Below are 14,339 nucleotides of genomic sequence, written 5' to 3'. Positions count from 1 at the left end.
GTGTGGCGTAGAGCATAACTGCTCTCAGCGCTTATACAGCTTACCTAAGTTAGTAAAGTACTTCAGGTCTACGTATCGCTGTGTTAAAAAACTAATTTTAAGCCACCTGCACGCACTTTTATAACTAAAATGTAATTTATTAGGGGCTTTATTGTGAGATAGGAACGTTTGCGACTAATGGAACGGCTTAGACATATCAATAATCGAATCTACTTGCGCAGCCTTCAGGGAGTGATAGTGGCACTGATAGGCCCATTAGTCTGGTTGTCTATAGATTATATTAACCACGTAGTGTTGAACAGCTTAGTCTCACAAGAACTATTACTCGTCTTATATCTAACTATCGGGACTTTGGTAGTGTTCCCGAGCTTCGGTGCTTATTTAGGCTATCGTGAAACTCAGGCACACCAGCGTGCTCTCATTGATCCTCTAACTAATCTCTATAATGTTAGATATTTTCGCCAACGCCTTGATGAATTGATCGCTGAGCATGCGCGTAAACGGAGCAGCTTATATATCGCCATATTTGATATAGACCATTTCAAGACAGTCAATGACACATATGGCCACAGTGCTGGTGATAAAGTGTTGGAAGTGCTTGCGTTACAAGTCAAACAAAGTCTACGCAAGTATGATTGCCTTGCTCGAGTAGGAGGTGAAGAATTTGCAATTTTGTATTCTACCGCCCAACCATTTGATATTGTCAATGCGGCTGAACGGATTCGTAATGAAGTAGAGCAGCTTGAGGTTCCGATAGACAAAACCCGTTCTATACGCATTACTATTTCGCTCGGGCTCACTAGTTACAGAAAGAGCGACTCTAAAGATAGCTTCTATGCTCGAGCTGATAAAGTTATGTATCAAGCAAAAGTCGCTGGCAGAAATCAGGTTAAGTTTGATCTTGATCTATAGAGCTATCTTTACGTAGAAGCGAAAAACGGCATGATGAAATCATCAGATGATGAGAACAAACACATCATCAGTTATCTGGCCGAACACCCTAAAGCCGGTGTCCTTATGCAGGGTACTGGGGGCGTTCGTAAGCTGAGGTGGGCGAAAGAAGGCGGGGGCAAAAGTGGAGGTGTGAAAGTGATCTATTACTACCACAGCGAAGATATTCCTCTGTTTATGCCTTCATTATTTGGTAAAAATGAAAAAGCCAACCTATCTAAAGCCGAATGTAATGTGCTCAGTAAATTAACGACCATACTCGCAGACAGTTACCGGAGGCAATCATGACTAATGCATTTGAAAGTATCCAGCAAGGTCTTATGGAAGCCATTGAGTTTGCTGAGGGTGAGACCAAAGGGGCAACCGTCCACAAGTTTTCCTCTGTTGACGTTAAAGCAGTCCGTCATAGCGTGGCCATGACGCAAGCAGAGTTTGCCTCAACGTTTGGGATCAGCTTAGGCACATTACGTCATTGGGAACGTGGTGACAGAGCGCCGAGAGGTCCTGCCTTAGTGTTGCTCAATGTGCTGGCTAAAGATCCTCAAGCCGTGATCCGAGCCCTGGCATAAGCCAATACGTTGTTAATAGAGAAACCAGCCCAACCAGGCTGTTTTTTTATGAGCGAGAGTCGGGGAGTGATGATTGGCTCTCAACGCATTTTAGACTTCGACTTCGTCGGCACCCAAGGCGCGGGTTTGCGACGGTGGCCGCCACCTGAAAACGGCATCAGATTTTCCTTAGGCGGATAATACTTCGGATATTCGATGTGACCGTGTAACTCAACAAGTTGGCGGTGTTCATCACGCCAGTGTCACGCCAGTGAGCATAGGATAACAGCTCTTTGGGACTGAACTCACGACGTTCGGGCGTAATGAGTGTCGCACGTTGTTCTTGGATGCGAAATCCGTCCCAACGTTTTGACGATAAAAAATGCGTCATCAACGGACCACATCCGTGTTTAAGCAAACTGAGTAAGCGCGTGACAAGACGTAAACGGTTATTTATCGACTAATAAAGCGTGTTTTTGGAACGAATACAGAATGTTATCAAACTCAGAAATGTCTGTTTTCACCAAAAACCAAGCCGTTGATAAACCGAGTAAAACCTCATATGTTAGTGCGTATTATGTACGTTATGTTAAATACAAAACTGCAAATAGAAAGCACTCTTGCACAAGTGCTTTCTTCGACTCTCTATTGGCTTAGTCATTAAACATAATGCTATTTACCATAAAATACCTAATAAACATTTAGTTTAATCAAAGATTAACCTAACTTTTATTAGTTAAGATTCAGCCACCGGCAAGTTTGACTGTATGGCCTTTCTTTTCAAGATGCGCCTTGATCTTATCTCTGGCATCACCTTGGATTTCAATGTTGCCATCTTTGACGGAACCGCCACATCCACAAACTTTCTTTAACTCAGCGGCTAGCAGTTTAAGTGGTGCGTCATCCAGATCCAGTCCCGAGACAATACACACACCTTTACCTTTGCGTCCTTTCGTTTGACGCTGGATACGAACGATCCCGTCACCTTTCGGTCGCTGGACTTTTTCTTCTTCAGGTTTGATGCGACCAACTTCTGTCGAATAAACAAGACTCATGAATAACTACTTCTTCTGTTCGGCTTTTTGTTTGGCCAGCAAGTATGCCTCTATATGCTTCTGGATCGCAAGCTTTCCGCCTTTAATTAGCTTTCCATTGAAGAAACAGTACCAAGAGTTAGGATCGCCAGTGTCATTTTTTATGGTGTAACCGTGAAAGTTCTCTTGAGATGGATTGTTTTCTGCCTGCTTTTTATTTCCCAGCGAGCCAAACTCCTTGGGGTCTATTATTGTGGCAGTATCACAAAACCAATCAATACTCTTTTTTACTGCTGGCATGCTTCCAGATAAAACATGGTTTTTTATCTGTACTTGCCATACATCGGTAGAACTTCCAGCAGTCTTGAGGGTGAAACCTCGATATGTCGCAGCAGCCATAGTCATATTTATTTAGTAATGAGTTAAATTAATAATAATTGTATATCGCCCTTAATCAAGTATATTGGACAAGGATAATATTGTTATAGTGCGCTCAAATGAGAAAAAACATTAGGACAATCACAGATTTAGATACAAAAAATCGATTCATTCAACAGATTACTCAAGCCGTAAACGTTGACATTATGAACTCACTTACAGATGGTCAGTATGCACATAACTCACTGTTAGCATTAACAAAAGATTGGAGTCTCTTTGCGAGCTATTGCCACAAGAAATCGGTCACTGCTCTACCCGCTTCAGCGACCGCAGTCCGATTGTTTATAGAAAGAGAGTCTATACAAAGAAAGTATTCAACATTAAGGCGTTACGTTGTGACAATATCTCTTATCCATAGAATATTAGCAATGAAGGACCCTACAAGCCACTCTAGTGTACAGCAATCATTATCTAAGTTACGAATTGACAAATCTGGTGATGCTCACTCTGCTGTTCCCTTTGAACGAAAGCATCTTGAGCAACTAACAAAGAAACTCGACAACAAATCCTCGATTAGAGTGGTACGTGATATAGCAATTTATCATCTCATGTTCGAGTGTATGCTAAAACGTTCCGAGTTAAAGAAGTTGACCCGAAATGACCTCAAGCTAGATATGGCTGAGTGTAGTGTTTTTGTGGGTGATTCTCATTATGTGCTTTCCGATCATGCTTACCAGTATTTAACCAGATGGCTGAGACACCTCCCACGACAAAACACGTATTTGTTCAGCGCGATTGATAAGCACAATAATATTAGTCTTGAGCCATTGAATGATTCGTCTATTTATAGAATTCTAAGGGCTGCAAGTGACAAGCTTAAGCTGAATGTGAAATTTTCAGGACAATCATTGAGAGTTGGCGCGGTGAAAGAAATGTCTCGTAAAGGGGTGAAAACTATCGATATACAACATTATGGTCGATGGTTAAGTCCTGCGATGCCCTATCAGTACTTAGGAAGCAAGGTCACCGCAGAAGCAGAGATGATGATATTTAAACGTTTTAAACCCTGGGATTAAAGCGAGCTTTTTACGCAATCAGCCAAGAATTCTGAGAACTTTAAGCCATGATTCTCAACCATTTTCGGAAACATTGAAATAGGTGTCATTCCTGGGAAGGTATTGATCTCATTTAAGTAAACGTCCCCTTCAGGAGTCAGGAAAAAGTCGATACGTGACAAGTGACGAAGTTTCATTTGTTTGAACACTTTTTCAGCCGCTTGCTGTATAACGATAAGTTGGTCCTTGGTTAAATCAGTTGCTTCCACGTCTGTTGTTGAATGGCTATCTGCACTGTATTTTTCCTCATACGAGTAAAATGAATCTTCAGGTGCTTTTATCTCACCTGGTGGCGTAACATGCAGTACACCTTGATATTCATATGCTGCGACTTCTAGTTCACGAGGCTTGACCGCTTTTTCAACCAACACTTGATCTGAATAACCAAAGGCATCGTCTATCGCTTGACTAAGTTGCTCTTTTTGCGTCACTTTGTAACAACCAACAGATGACCCCTGCCTTGCCGCTTTGACAAATACACTTCCCCATTCTTCGAATGCCGCTATGCTCTGATCATAAGCTTGTTGGTTGTTTTCAGACAAAAAGATGTATGGCGTATTAGGTATATTGAGCGCATCATACCAAAGCTTTGACGTAATTTTATTGAAGCTGTTTGTGCTCGCTTCAGAACCGCAGCCCAGATAAGGAATGCCAGATAATTCAAGCATCGACTGGATATCCCCCGTTTCTCCCGGAAAACCGTGAATACAAGGCACCACAAAGTCGAGATTGGTTGCTTCCATTTCTGAGTTGAGTGTTCCGGCATTGGTATCCAAGTACACTAATTGGTCACCGTGATACCAACCTTCGGGTTTCATTTCCACTCGAATAACCTCAAATTCTGGGGTAAGTTCAAGTTGAGACTGAACGAAATCTGCTGATACGAGTGACACTTCATGCTCAGCAGCACCGCCACCACAAAGAAGTAAAATTGTTGTAATCGCCATTAAAGATCTTTCCGTGAAATAACAGAGGGATTGGTAAAGCAATCATAATCAAATCTCGGCTCGGATTCATCGTTTTAACCGAATTATGACTGTTTGACGGTTTGATTGGTCGTTAAATATGCATTAAAAAAGGGGCTAATGCCCCTTTTGATTAGAATTAGTTAAGTTTGTTTAATGATGGGAACTCAGAGTTCTTAATCGCATCGATACTTTTAACAAAAGGTTTCATATCCTGTAGCTCACTAGGAAGCTTCGAAATCGCTTTTTTCGCATCAGCTCGAGTGGCGTAGTCTCCATAGAGAACAGTATACCACTTAGTGCCATTTACGACTTTATAGTTCTCCCAAACAGGTTCACCGTCACGCGGTAATTTGCGCGCAAATTGGTCAACCTTAGTTTGACTTCCCACAGCAACCACTTGGATTGTGAAGCCATAACGTGGGTTCGACGCTTTCTGTTTAGCGGTGGGTGGAATAATCGCCACTGCTGGCTTGGCATTCGTGTGAGATTGCATCTTAGTCATTTGCTTCTCAGCCATCGGCCTAACCGTCTTAACCGCTTCTTCCGTGACGCCGTTGGTAACGCCTTGCTCCGAAACAATCGGCTTTTCTATTGCCGCTGTTTTGTAATCTTCACGATAACTTTCAGACGATACGTCGGTGACGTAATCACTCGATACACAAGCTGAAAGCACCACTGATAAGCCAACTATTGCGATTTTTTTCATGAATTCTTCAAATGCCTTTTGTAGAAATTACTGTAAATCATGCCGTTAGATAGCGAGAGAATCAAGCCAACATTTTAATTATATATAAATACACTGTGACCCATGACACAAAGTCGAAGTCATGGCAGGTGATCTGATTAAAACAACACCTAATTATCTCTGAATTCGTTCAAGTGCTTGGTTAATATTAGTCTGAACGCTGAATATCGGAGTTTAAAAATGAACAGTCTGAGCCACTTATTTAAACCAACGTCAGTCGCTGTTGTTGGCGCTTCGATCAGAACGATGCAAGCCGGTAATATCGTGATGAAAAACCTTCTTCAAGGGGGATTTGAAGGCGCAATTATGCCAGTTACGCCTCGCTATAGTTCGGTATGCGGTGTGCTCGCCTACAAGACTATCGAATCACTGCCAATTACACCCGATGTCGCTATTCTATGTACCAACGCCAGCAGAAATCTAGACCTATTCAGACAACTAGCGAAGAAAAAGGTCAAAGCCGTCATTGTTCTTTCTGCCGATATGCATCGGGAAACCAGCGAAGGCTATAGTATCCAAGACGCTTGTCTCGACATTGCACAAAAGTCCAACATACGAATATTGGGGCCAAACAGCCTTGGAATCATGTTACCGTGGGTAAATTTCAACGCCTCATTCTCCCCAATCACGGCACAAAAAGGCAAAATTGCTTTTATTTCCCAGTCAGCAGCTATGTGTACCACCATCCTAGATTGGGCGAACGACAAAAATATTGGTTTTTCAGCCTTTATATCAATTGGAAATGCACATGATATAGATTTTGCAGATTTACTTGATCACTTAAGTAGGGACTCTCACACTGAAGCCATATTGCTTTACGTAGATACCATCAAAGAGGCAAGACGATTTATGTCGGCGGCGAGGGCGGCCTCTCGTAATCGTCGCATTCTCGTTTTGAAAGGTGGAAAAACCTCAGCGGGTAGACGGGCGGCTCAAGCTCATACGGGCGGAGATAACACTCTCGATATTATTTATGATTCCGCCATTCGCCGCACTGGGATGCTACGAGTAAACAACTCGCATGAACTCTTTGCCGCTGTAGAAACACTCACGCATTCGGTTCCACTTCGTGGCGAACGACTTGCCATCATCACCAACGGCGGTGGCCCGGCCATCATGGCGGTGGATACCTTATTGACTCGTGGCGGTAAACTTGCGGTTCTTCCAGATGACGTCATTGATAAAATAAGTCACATCTTGCCTTCTAGTTGGAGCTACAACAACCCCATTGATCTAGTGGGTGATGCAGGGCATCAGCGCTACATAGATACACTTAACATTTTAATGGATAGTGATTGTGCTGATGCCATTCTGATTATGTACAGCCCCTCCGCCATCGCCCACTCTGAACAAACGGCGCTCGCGATCGTCGAGGCAATCAAAGCCCACCCCAGACACAAGCACTTCAACATATTGACTAACTGGTCTGGTGAAATGACAGCCAGACCCGCGCGACACATATTTACTCATGCAGGCATACCGACGTATAGAACTCCGGAAAGCGCTGTTGTCGCTTTTATGCATCTAGTGGAATACCGAAGAAACCAAAAGCAATTGATGGAAACACCAACGACAGCTGAACCCGTTCACGTTGGAGAATTGAAGGAAGCCAAGAAATGGATTGACAGCAAGCTACTGGATATAAATACAGTATCATTGGATACCCATCAAATTGGTCATTTTCTTAAATGTTTTAATTTTAATGTCTTACCAACTTGGATCGCTTCAGATGCCAGTGAGGCCGTTCATGTTGCCGAACAGATAGGGTATCCGGTTGCGGTTAAACTTCGCTCTCCCGATATTGTGCACAAGTCAGACGTACAGGGTGTCATGCTTAACTTACGCAATAGTCAGGAAGTCGCTAGTGCTGCGCAGGCAATACTTGATAGAACCAAATTTTCTTATCCTTCTGCACACGTACACGGCCTCTTGGTTCAAGGCATGGCAAAACTTGCCGGTGGTGAAGAGATCCGCATAAAAGTAAAAACGGATGAAATCTTTGGCCCTGTTATATTGGTCGGCCAAGGAGGCTCAGAATGGGATGAGTCAATCGATGCCGCTGCCGCTCTTCCCCCACTTAATATGACGCTCGCTCGCTATTTGATCGTTAGAGCAATTAAGAGTGGTAAAATACGTCCTCAAAAACTGCCGATGCCGATGGATATTAAAGGGCTATCTGAACTATTAGTAAGGATTTCTCAGATGATTGTGGATTGCCCTCAGGTTCATGAGCTGGATATTCATCCAGTACTCGCGATTGGGGATAGTTTTACGATTCTCGACGCAGATTTGGTGCTTAAGACATATCAAGGAGATGCTCAGAAACGCTTAGCAATTCGCCCTTACCCCGTTGAATATGAGCAAAAAATAAAGTTAAGAGATGGTGATTCTATTTTATTACGCCCTATTCTTCCCGAAGATGAACCAGGCCATGCAGACTTTATAAATAATGTATCGAAAGAAGATCTATATAAGCGCTTCTTTAGTGATGTCGGAGAGTTTAATCATGAGGCGTTGGCTAACCTGACACAAATTGATTACGACCGTGAAATGGCGTTTGTCGCGGTGGCTAATTATGATTCAAACCCCACTATTATCGGTGTATCGCGCGCCTTGATCAATTCAGAAAATACGGATGCTGAATTCGCTATATTGATTCGCTCTGATTTGAAAGGGAAAGGATTAGGTAAGATTTTGATGGATAAAATCATAGAATATTGTCGCCAGAAAGGAACCAAGCAAATATCTGGGATGACAATGCCCACCAACAGGGGAATGTTAATGCTCGCACAGAAGCTCGGCTTTAAGCTGGATGTCAATTTTGAAGATGGCATCGCCGATATGGTGTTACCACTTGGTTAGACGGGCGGATCGTGTTTGATCCACCCGAACAAACTCGATCACTCTTTTAGTGTCCAGTTTTTCTTGAGGTACTTAATGCACCAAGATTTGGCTTCGCCCATCTGGTTTCTTTTCCAAGCCATAATGATGTCCATCTCAAAAGTTTCACTGTCTGAGATTTTGGCTAGTGTTCCTTTATCAATAAGAGGCTGCGCGACGGATAATGGCATGGTGCCTATACCTAAACCGGATTGCAACGCATCAATTTTTGCAGACAAGTTACTAACTGTTAGTCTAGGTTGTTTTTGCAATATGTTGACACTGATAGCAGGTTGCTCTCTTGCGGTATCCGAAATCGCAATAACGCGATATTTAGCTCTAGCTTCTTCGTTAAATGGGCCATTTCGTTGGTGGACATAGTGGTTGGGGGCAGCAACCCAGATCATTTTCAAGGCCCCGATCGTCTCGGACTTTACGTCTAATGGTAAGGTGTCAGGTTTAGCACAAACTAGCAGATCTGCCCTGCCCTCATCGAGTGATTCCCAACAACCCGCTAGGATCTCTTCTTGCAATCGAATACGTGTGGAGCTCACATTCCCAAGGGCATCTACCAGAGAGAAAAAATTCTGAATAGACACAATACCATCATAAGCAAGTGTCATATCGAGTTCCCAACCGTTAGCAAGAACACTGGCATCGTTAACTAGTTTTTCGGTCGCAGACAAGATCACTCGCCCTCTTTCAAGAATAAGCTTCCCTGCTTGTGTAAAACTGGCTTTGTGACCTGAACGGTCAAAGATCATGATATCTAAATCCTGTTCAAGCTTTTGAATCTGATAGCTTAACGATGAAGGTGCACGATCAAGTTCATTAGCCGCTGCCGCGAAGCTTCCTCTGCGATCAATCGCATCTAGGATATGCATCGCTTCTAGTGTTATTGGACTTTGCAATATTATTATTCCTATTAATAAACACCATAAATAAGGTGATTTATATCACATTACAACCAGATAAATGGAACCTTTACAATTGTTAACTTACTGTTCATCTATCTGTATTTTAACGATTTTTTTATAATTAGAATGAAAATCGGTATAAAATCAAACAAACACCAATAATACGAACGATAGTAATTATCATTTAGATCCTATAGAGTGCTTGCCGTTCAAGCATAAGCCCGATTATGGATTTAAAGGTAATTACAACAATGTATAAAAAATCATTATTGTCAGCTTCTATTATACTCGCTCTACTACCAAGTGCGCATGCAGAAGAGTATGCATTATTTGATGAAGTCGTGGTATCCGCAACTCGTACAGAGCAAAATAAAAATGATGTATCTTCTTCCGTTGCGACAATTTCGGAAGACCAAATTGACAACTTGCTGGCCAAAGATGTTAAAGATGCACTTAAGTATGAACCTGGTGTTCAGGCTCAAGGGACTGGGCGATTTGGTATCTCCGGCTTTAACATCCGAGGCATGGAAGAGAGTCGAGTAAAGGTCATGGTTGACGATGTTCAGCAGCCCGTCCCTTATAACTCCGGTGGCGGCACTCAAGCTAAGCATCAAAATACATTTGAAGTCGATACGCTTAAAGCTATCGAAGTGAATAAAGGAGCTTCATCGTCGCTTTATGGTTCTGATGCATTAGGCGGTACCGTACTACTTAGAACGAAGAACCCAAATGATATTCTTACAACAGATGGCAATGAACATCGCTTTGGTATCAAGACTGGTTATACGTCAGCAGATGAGACATTCAAAACAACGGGTACTTGGGCCATGCGCAAAGATCAGTTGGAAACCCTTTTAATGCTTACCTATGCCGATGGAAAAGAAACTAAAAAGCATGGTGATGGTTCAGAAGTCGAAGGTGATGACCGAGGCGCAGCAAACCCTGCTGACAAAGAAATTCAGAACCTACTTGCTAAAGTATATTATCAATTAAGCGAAGAACATCGCGTAGGTTTGGCTCTTGAACACTATGATTTCACTTACAGAGAAACCGATCTAGAAAAGTTATCTTCTACTCCTCCATTCAACTACAGTAATGCATTTAACGACGACAATAATACACGTACACGTGTAACGTTTGAGCATAAGTGGTTGATGAATCATGCCATTGCTGATGAACTTGACTGGTCGGTCTCTTACCAAGATTCTCAGTCAGTTAATGACAATGGGGATACAACTGACAGATATAACCGACGCGTACGTAAACGTGACACACAAGATACGTCTATCCAGTTCAACAGCCAATTTGACAAAGTATTGTCTAGTGAGTCAGCAATTCACCAGCTAACTTACGGCCTAAGTTATATCCATAACGATTTTGAACTAGCTAACACCGACTTTTTCTTGGATTCTGGCACCTCATCTCCAAGTACTAGAGGTACGAGTCCAAACGCTAAATTGACTCAATGGGGAGCATTTCTGCAAGATCACGCCTTTTTCCTTGATGAAAAGTTAGTGATCACTGGCGGTGTTCGATTCGATTCATTTGAATCTGATCCAGAACAAACCGACAGCTATACCAATACTGCTTCTAAGAACAGTGATTCAGCGATGACAGGGAATCTCGGTGCCGTTTATCACCTTACTGACAAATTCTCAACTTTTGCAAAAATAAGTACTGGGTTTAAGGCACCGACTGTTTATGACCTTTATTATCTTTATGATCAAGGCGCAATTGTAGAGCCAAACCCAGATCTTAAAGCGGAAAGCAGTATTTCTTATGAGGTAGGTTTCAGAGGCAATAACGAATTTGCTCAATTTGAACTTGCTACATTCTTCAACGAGTATGATAACTTTATTGAAACCATACAAACTGGTACCAGCGGTAGTAAAACGGTATATACCAACCAAAACTTAGACAAAGTTGAAATATACGGAGCTGAACTTTCTAGTACATTATTGTTGGATAAATCATTCGATTTACCTCAAGGTACCTACAGCAAGTTTTCGGTTGCGTATGCAGAAGGTGAAGACAAAAAGACTGGCAATGCTATTGATAGTGTAGCGCCATTATCAGCGGTATTTGGTGTGGGGTATGATCATCCTGAACGCCACTACGGTGGTTTACTGAATGTCACTATGGTTGACGCCAAAACTGAATGGTCTTCAGAAGACAACGTAGATGCCAATGGTTATACTGTGGTTGATCTAACTGGTTACTACCGCCCTATTAAGGACCTTACATTGCGTGCAGGCTTATTCAATGTACTGGATAAGAAATATCATTTGTATGATGACCTGACAGGAAAAACTTCAGTTTCAAACATGGATTACTACAGTCAACCAGGTCGTAACTGGGGTGTGAGTGTAGATTACCAGTTCTAACAGAACGCAATACACAGCCTATCATTCAAAGCCAGTTTTATACTGGCTTTTTTACATTCAAATCACGGATAAACCAAGGTAAAAACAAAAAAGCCCCCAAATTTGGGAGCTTTTATCGTTCATTCAAAAAAAGATAACCAAAATGTTATGAATGAAACGGTAATTATTTTGAGCTTGTCATCTCTTTCTTGACCATTACAGCTGACGTGACGATGAAAGCGATGATAAGACCTAGCTCCATTGATAACCCCTATTGTTTGCAAAGTTGATAGATTGGACTGATTTTTGAACAGCGACATTCTAACACTTTTAAAATTCAATGATAGCTCTTAACGATATTTTTACGATTTTTAGCGATTAAGATCAAAATCAGTGCGCCTCACCTCATTTTCAACAGAATTCTCAATCAATAGTACTGTTATTTTTGTTAAAAGATTATGCTAACTGTGCTCTACTTCATAGTGACTTTCCCGCCAATAATCTTGTATGCGGGAGCACCTCGAATCATTGCTTCTCTCGCAAACTCTCGCCCACATTCAGGACAATGACACGCCATTTTTGTGTAATCTTCGACAATACGCTCTTTAAAACACTTAACCAGTGCCCCTTTGCCACCCTTTCGGTATTTGAAGAGCTGAGATTTACACTTAGAACAATAAATATCGACGGTTTTACTGGGTTGTTTCTTATTCGGTTTTGCCATGAACCATCTCTAAATCTTCGCTTAGCTTCTCCGGTTTCAGCCAAACCTGACTAAAATCAAACCAACCAAGCGCATTACATTTTGCGTTTTGCAGCGAGCCACATTGGTCTTTACTGATCCCCAACCAACAATGAAACATAGGAATGATCTGCATTTTCTCTACTAGAGATTTTCCTAAGTCTTTTGCTGGGAAAAGGCTATTTTCTTCTGCTTGCCAGACCTCGACAAGGCTAGACCAATATTTAAAGTCTTCAGGCTTACTCAACTGCTCAATATCGCTATAGTTAAGTAGCCAGCCGGCTAAGCCATCCTCGCGATTGTTAGCAATGCCCATCGGTTTGACCCACACATCCACATCATCAATATCAGGTAAAGTGATGTCATACTTAATGAGTTCAACTTCTAAGTTATCTTGCTTCAATAGCGACTCAATACACTTTACCAATGTTGGGAACATTGGGTGTTGTCCGTGGTATGCAATGGTTACTTTTCGGTAGGCAGGCGGCGACGTATAGTGCCCTTGCCTAGTATGGTGATACCAGCCTGGCTTCAGCCCATGGGCAGGTAACACACCTAATTCCACTATCTTTTCCTGAGGAAGCTCCTGATATAAATTCAGGGATCCAAGACGGTGACTAAAGTAATTCGCCCATTCATCAGATTTCGCTAATCCGCTACGACGATTGAGCAACAAATAGGTACAGCCTGGGTCAAGTTCAACGTCATCACTATAGGTATCAGTTTCAGGCTTGATGGGATTGGTCATACTCGGAAATACCATTGATGAATGAATATCGTCAATGACCCAGACTTCTACGCGGTCAATTAAAGGTCTGAAACCGAAATAGCCATCAAAAGCTTGCAAAACAAGCCTTTTGTCATCATTTTGAATCACTTTGTATGGCCCTGTTCCAACAGGGTTTATGTCGTAATCTTCTGCTCTAGAATTCTCTGGCAATAGGACTTTAGCATCAGATTCGGACAATAAAAGCGGTAAGTGGTAGTTATTTTTTCTAAGCGTAACGTCGACAACGCAACGGCCTGGGCTAACCACGTCCTCTATGTGCGAGTACAGGTTTTTGTTCTTTAGTGCAAGTAATGAGTTAACGACCATATCCGTTGTAAGCAGGTCGCCGTTGTGAAAACGTACATTCGGTCTGAGATAGAACCGCCAATGCTTAGGAGAGAGCATTTCCCATGTGTGGGCAAGATCAGGACAGAGCTTCTCACTGTCATCAAGGCGAGTCAGCCCACTAAAGATTTGACGAGCAATATGCTGCTCTGAACGACGAACTGGCTTTTCAGGATTGAGCATGGATAGAGGGCGGTAGTATGGCAATCGTAAGACTTGTTGCCCTTCTAGCTGCTGCACGCCCAGATAACTTTCAACTACTTGCGCAAGTTTCGCAGAATCTTGGTCCAGTACTTTAAGCGCTTGGCCAATTTTCCCTTCTTCAAGATATCGCCTAGCGAGGTTTTCGCTGACATCAGTACGGCTGCGTTTGAAGTTCAGTTGAGAAAGCTTACCTCGCCCCGGAGAAGGATGCCATTCGATCCATCCCTCTTCTTCCATTTTATTGAGTACGATGCGTGCGTTACGTCGAGTACAAAACAGAATATCGGTAATCTCTTCAAGTTGAACACCACAATCTTTGCCATTGTAGTGTTCAAATAAGGTTTCAAATTGAACACGAAGTCTGGGGCTACTCATAAAGA

General features: G+C 42.4%; 13 protein-coding genes and 1 pseudogene. 6 read left to right on the top strand and 8 right to left on the bottom strand.

Annotated features, from left to right (window positions below; all coding sequences use genetic code 11):
* Positions 1-177: 177 nt before the first annotated feature.
* From OH455_RS10840 to nadS, 3 genes are read left to right on the top strand one after another with little or no spacing between them, the layout of a single operon-like run.
* Positions 178-912 (top strand): GGDEF domain-containing protein, encoded by a 735-nt coding sequence (locus OH455_RS10840; protein WP_269981366.1) that lies wholly within the window; start codon positions 178-180, stop codon positions 910-912.
* Between the two features lie 30 nt (positions 913-942).
* Positions 943-1,239, top strand: coding sequence for a type II toxin-antitoxin system RelE/ParE family toxin (locus tag OH455_RS10835; RefSeq protein WP_269981365.1), 297 nt, complete (start codon positions 943-945; stop codon positions 1,237-1,239).
* Positions 1,236-1,520: a NadS family protein gene (gene nadS / locus OH455_RS10830; protein WP_206372328.1), complete on the top strand. Its 285-nt coding sequence runs from the start codon at positions 1,236-1,238 to the stop codon at positions 1,518-1,520. The genes OH455_RS10835 and nadS overlap by 4 nt, the downstream gene beginning before the upstream one ends.
* An 80-nt stretch (positions 1,521-1,600) precedes the next feature.
* On the opposite strand, the pseudogene OH455_RS10825 reads toward nadS, so the two are convergent.
* The 3 genes and pseudogenes from OH455_RS10825 to OH455_RS10815 all read right to left on the bottom strand — a co-directional run.
* Positions 1,601-1,866: pseudogene (locus OH455_RS10825) on the bottom strand (phage protein); the annotation flags it as partial.
* A gap of 376 nt (positions 1,867-2,242) precedes the next feature.
* Positions 2,243-2,554 carry a stress response translation initiation inhibitor YciH gene (gene yciH / locus OH455_RS10820; protein ID WP_045976963.1) on the bottom strand — a complete coding sequence of 104 codons (312 nt, stop codon included), beginning with the start codon at positions 2,552-2,554 and terminating at the stop codon, positions 2,243-2,245.
* Between the two features lie 6 nt (positions 2,555-2,560).
* Entirely contained in the window at positions 2,561-2,932 is a 372-nt protein-coding gene (locus OH455_RS10815; protein WP_045976962.1) for a DUF3319 domain-containing protein, read from the bottom strand.
* A gap of 98 nt (positions 2,933-3,030) precedes the next feature.
* On the opposite strand from OH455_RS10815, the gene OH455_RS10810 reads away from it, so the two are divergent.
* Positions 3,031-3,987, top strand: coding sequence for a tyrosine-type recombinase/integrase (locus OH455_RS10810; RefSeq protein WP_269981364.1), 957 nt, complete (start codon positions 3,031-3,033; stop codon positions 3,985-3,987).
* Here OH455_RS10810 and OH455_RS10805 read toward each other — a convergent pair.
* On the bottom strand, positions 3,984-4,973 hold the full coding sequence (locus OH455_RS10805; RefSeq protein WP_045976960.1) for a D-alanine--D-alanine ligase: 990 nt from the start codon (positions 4,971-4,973) through the stop codon (positions 3,984-3,986). The genes OH455_RS10810 and OH455_RS10805 overlap by 4 nt on opposite strands.
* 157 nt (positions 4,974-5,130) lie before the next feature.
* Positions 5,131-5,700 (bottom strand): SPOR domain-containing protein, encoded by a 570-nt coding sequence (locus OH455_RS10800; protein ID WP_045976959.1) that lies wholly within the window; start codon positions 5,698-5,700, stop codon positions 5,131-5,133.
* Positions 5,701-5,919: 219 nt separating this feature from the next.
* Here OH455_RS10800 and OH455_RS10795 point away from each other — a divergent pair, with 219 nt between their 5' ends.
* Positions 5,920-8,601 carry a bifunctional acetate--CoA ligase family protein/GNAT family N-acetyltransferase gene (locus OH455_RS10795; protein ID WP_269981363.1) on the top strand — a complete coding sequence of 894 codons (2,682 nt, stop codon included), beginning with the start codon at positions 5,920-5,922 and terminating at the stop codon, positions 8,599-8,601.
* Positions 8,602-8,639: 38 nt separating this feature from the next.
* On the opposite strand, the gene OH455_RS10790 is transcribed toward OH455_RS10795, so the two are convergent.
* Complete coding sequence (locus OH455_RS10790) at positions 8,640-9,530, bottom strand: LysR family transcriptional regulator (protein ID WP_045976957.1); 891 nt, start codon at positions 9,528-9,530, stop codon at positions 8,640-8,642.
* 257 nt (positions 9,531-9,787) lie between these two features.
* Between OH455_RS10790 and OH455_RS10785 the strand changes: the two genes are divergently transcribed.
* Complete coding sequence (locus OH455_RS10785; protein ID WP_269981362.1) at positions 9,788-11,920, top strand: TonB-dependent hemoglobin/transferrin/lactoferrin family receptor; 2,133 nt, start codon at positions 9,788-9,790, stop codon at positions 11,918-11,920.
* A 451-nt stretch (positions 11,921-12,371) separates the two neighbouring features.
* On the opposite strand, the gene OH455_RS10780 is transcribed toward OH455_RS10785, so the two are convergent.
* The gene (locus OH455_RS10780) at positions 12,372-12,623 is read right to left on the bottom strand and encodes a hypothetical protein (RefSeq protein WP_045976955.1); all 252 of its coding nucleotides are present in this window, start codon (positions 12,621-12,623) and stop codon (positions 12,372-12,374) included.
* Positions 12,607-14,334: an SgrR family transcriptional regulator gene (locus tag OH455_RS10775; protein ID WP_045976954.1), complete on the bottom strand. Its 1,728-nt coding sequence runs from the start codon at positions 14,332-14,334 to the stop codon at positions 12,607-12,609. Before OH455_RS10775 ends, OH455_RS10780 begins: the two co-directional genes overlap by 17 nt.
* Between the last annotated feature and the right edge of the window lie 5 nt (positions 14,335-14,339).

It is taken from the genome of Vibrio sp. T11.5, from assembly GCF_027587155.1.
GTDB lineage: Bacteria > Pseudomonadota > Gammaproteobacteria > Enterobacterales > Vibrionaceae > Vibrio > Vibrio neptunius.
This window is presented reverse-complemented; position numbering and strand designations above follow the sequence as displayed.

Excerpts from the sequence above, each read along its gene's own strand:
- OH455_RS10840 (WP_269981366.1), top strand. The coding sequence starts at position 178 with ATGGAACGGCTTAGACATATCAATAATCGAATCTACTTGCGCAGCCTT.
- OH455_RS10835 (WP_269981365.1), top strand. The coding sequence starts at position 943 with ATGATGAAATCATCAGATGATGAGAACAAACACATCATCAGTTATCTG.
- nadS (WP_206372328.1), top strand. The coding sequence starts at position 1,236 with ATGACTAATGCATTTGAAAGTATCCAGCAAGGTCTTATGGAAGCCATT.
- yciH (WP_045976963.1), bottom strand. The coding sequence starts at position 2,554 with ATGAGTCTTGTTTATTCGACAGAAGTTGGTCGCATCAAACCTGAAGAA.
- OH455_RS10815 (WP_045976962.1), bottom strand. The coding sequence starts at position 2,932 with ATGGCTGCTGCGACATATCGAGGTTTCACCCTCAAGACTGCTGGAAGT.
- OH455_RS10810 (WP_269981364.1), top strand. The coding sequence starts at position 3,031 with ATGAGAAAAAACATTAGGACAATCACAGATTTAGATACAAAAAATCGA.
- OH455_RS10805 (WP_045976960.1), bottom strand. The coding sequence starts at position 4,973 with ATGGCGATTACAACAATTTTACTTCTTTGTGGTGGCGGTGCTGCTGAG.
- OH455_RS10800 (WP_045976959.1), bottom strand. The coding sequence starts at position 5,700 with ATGAAAAAAATCGCAATAGTTGGCTTATCAGTGGTGCTTTCAGCTTGT.
- OH455_RS10795 (WP_269981363.1), top strand. The coding sequence starts at position 5,920 with ATGAACAGTCTGAGCCACTTATTTAAACCAACGTCAGTCGCTGTTGTT.
- OH455_RS10785 (WP_269981362.1), top strand. The coding sequence starts at position 9,788 with ATGTATAAAAAATCATTATTGTCAGCTTCTATTATACTCGCTCTACTA.
- OH455_RS10780 (WP_045976955.1), bottom strand. The coding sequence starts at position 12,623 with ATGGCAAAACCGAATAAGAAACAACCCAGTAAAACCGTCGATATTTAT.
- OH455_RS10775 (WP_045976954.1), bottom strand. The coding sequence starts at position 14,334 with ATGAGTAGCCCCAGACTTCGTGTTCAATTTGAAACCTTATTTGAACAC.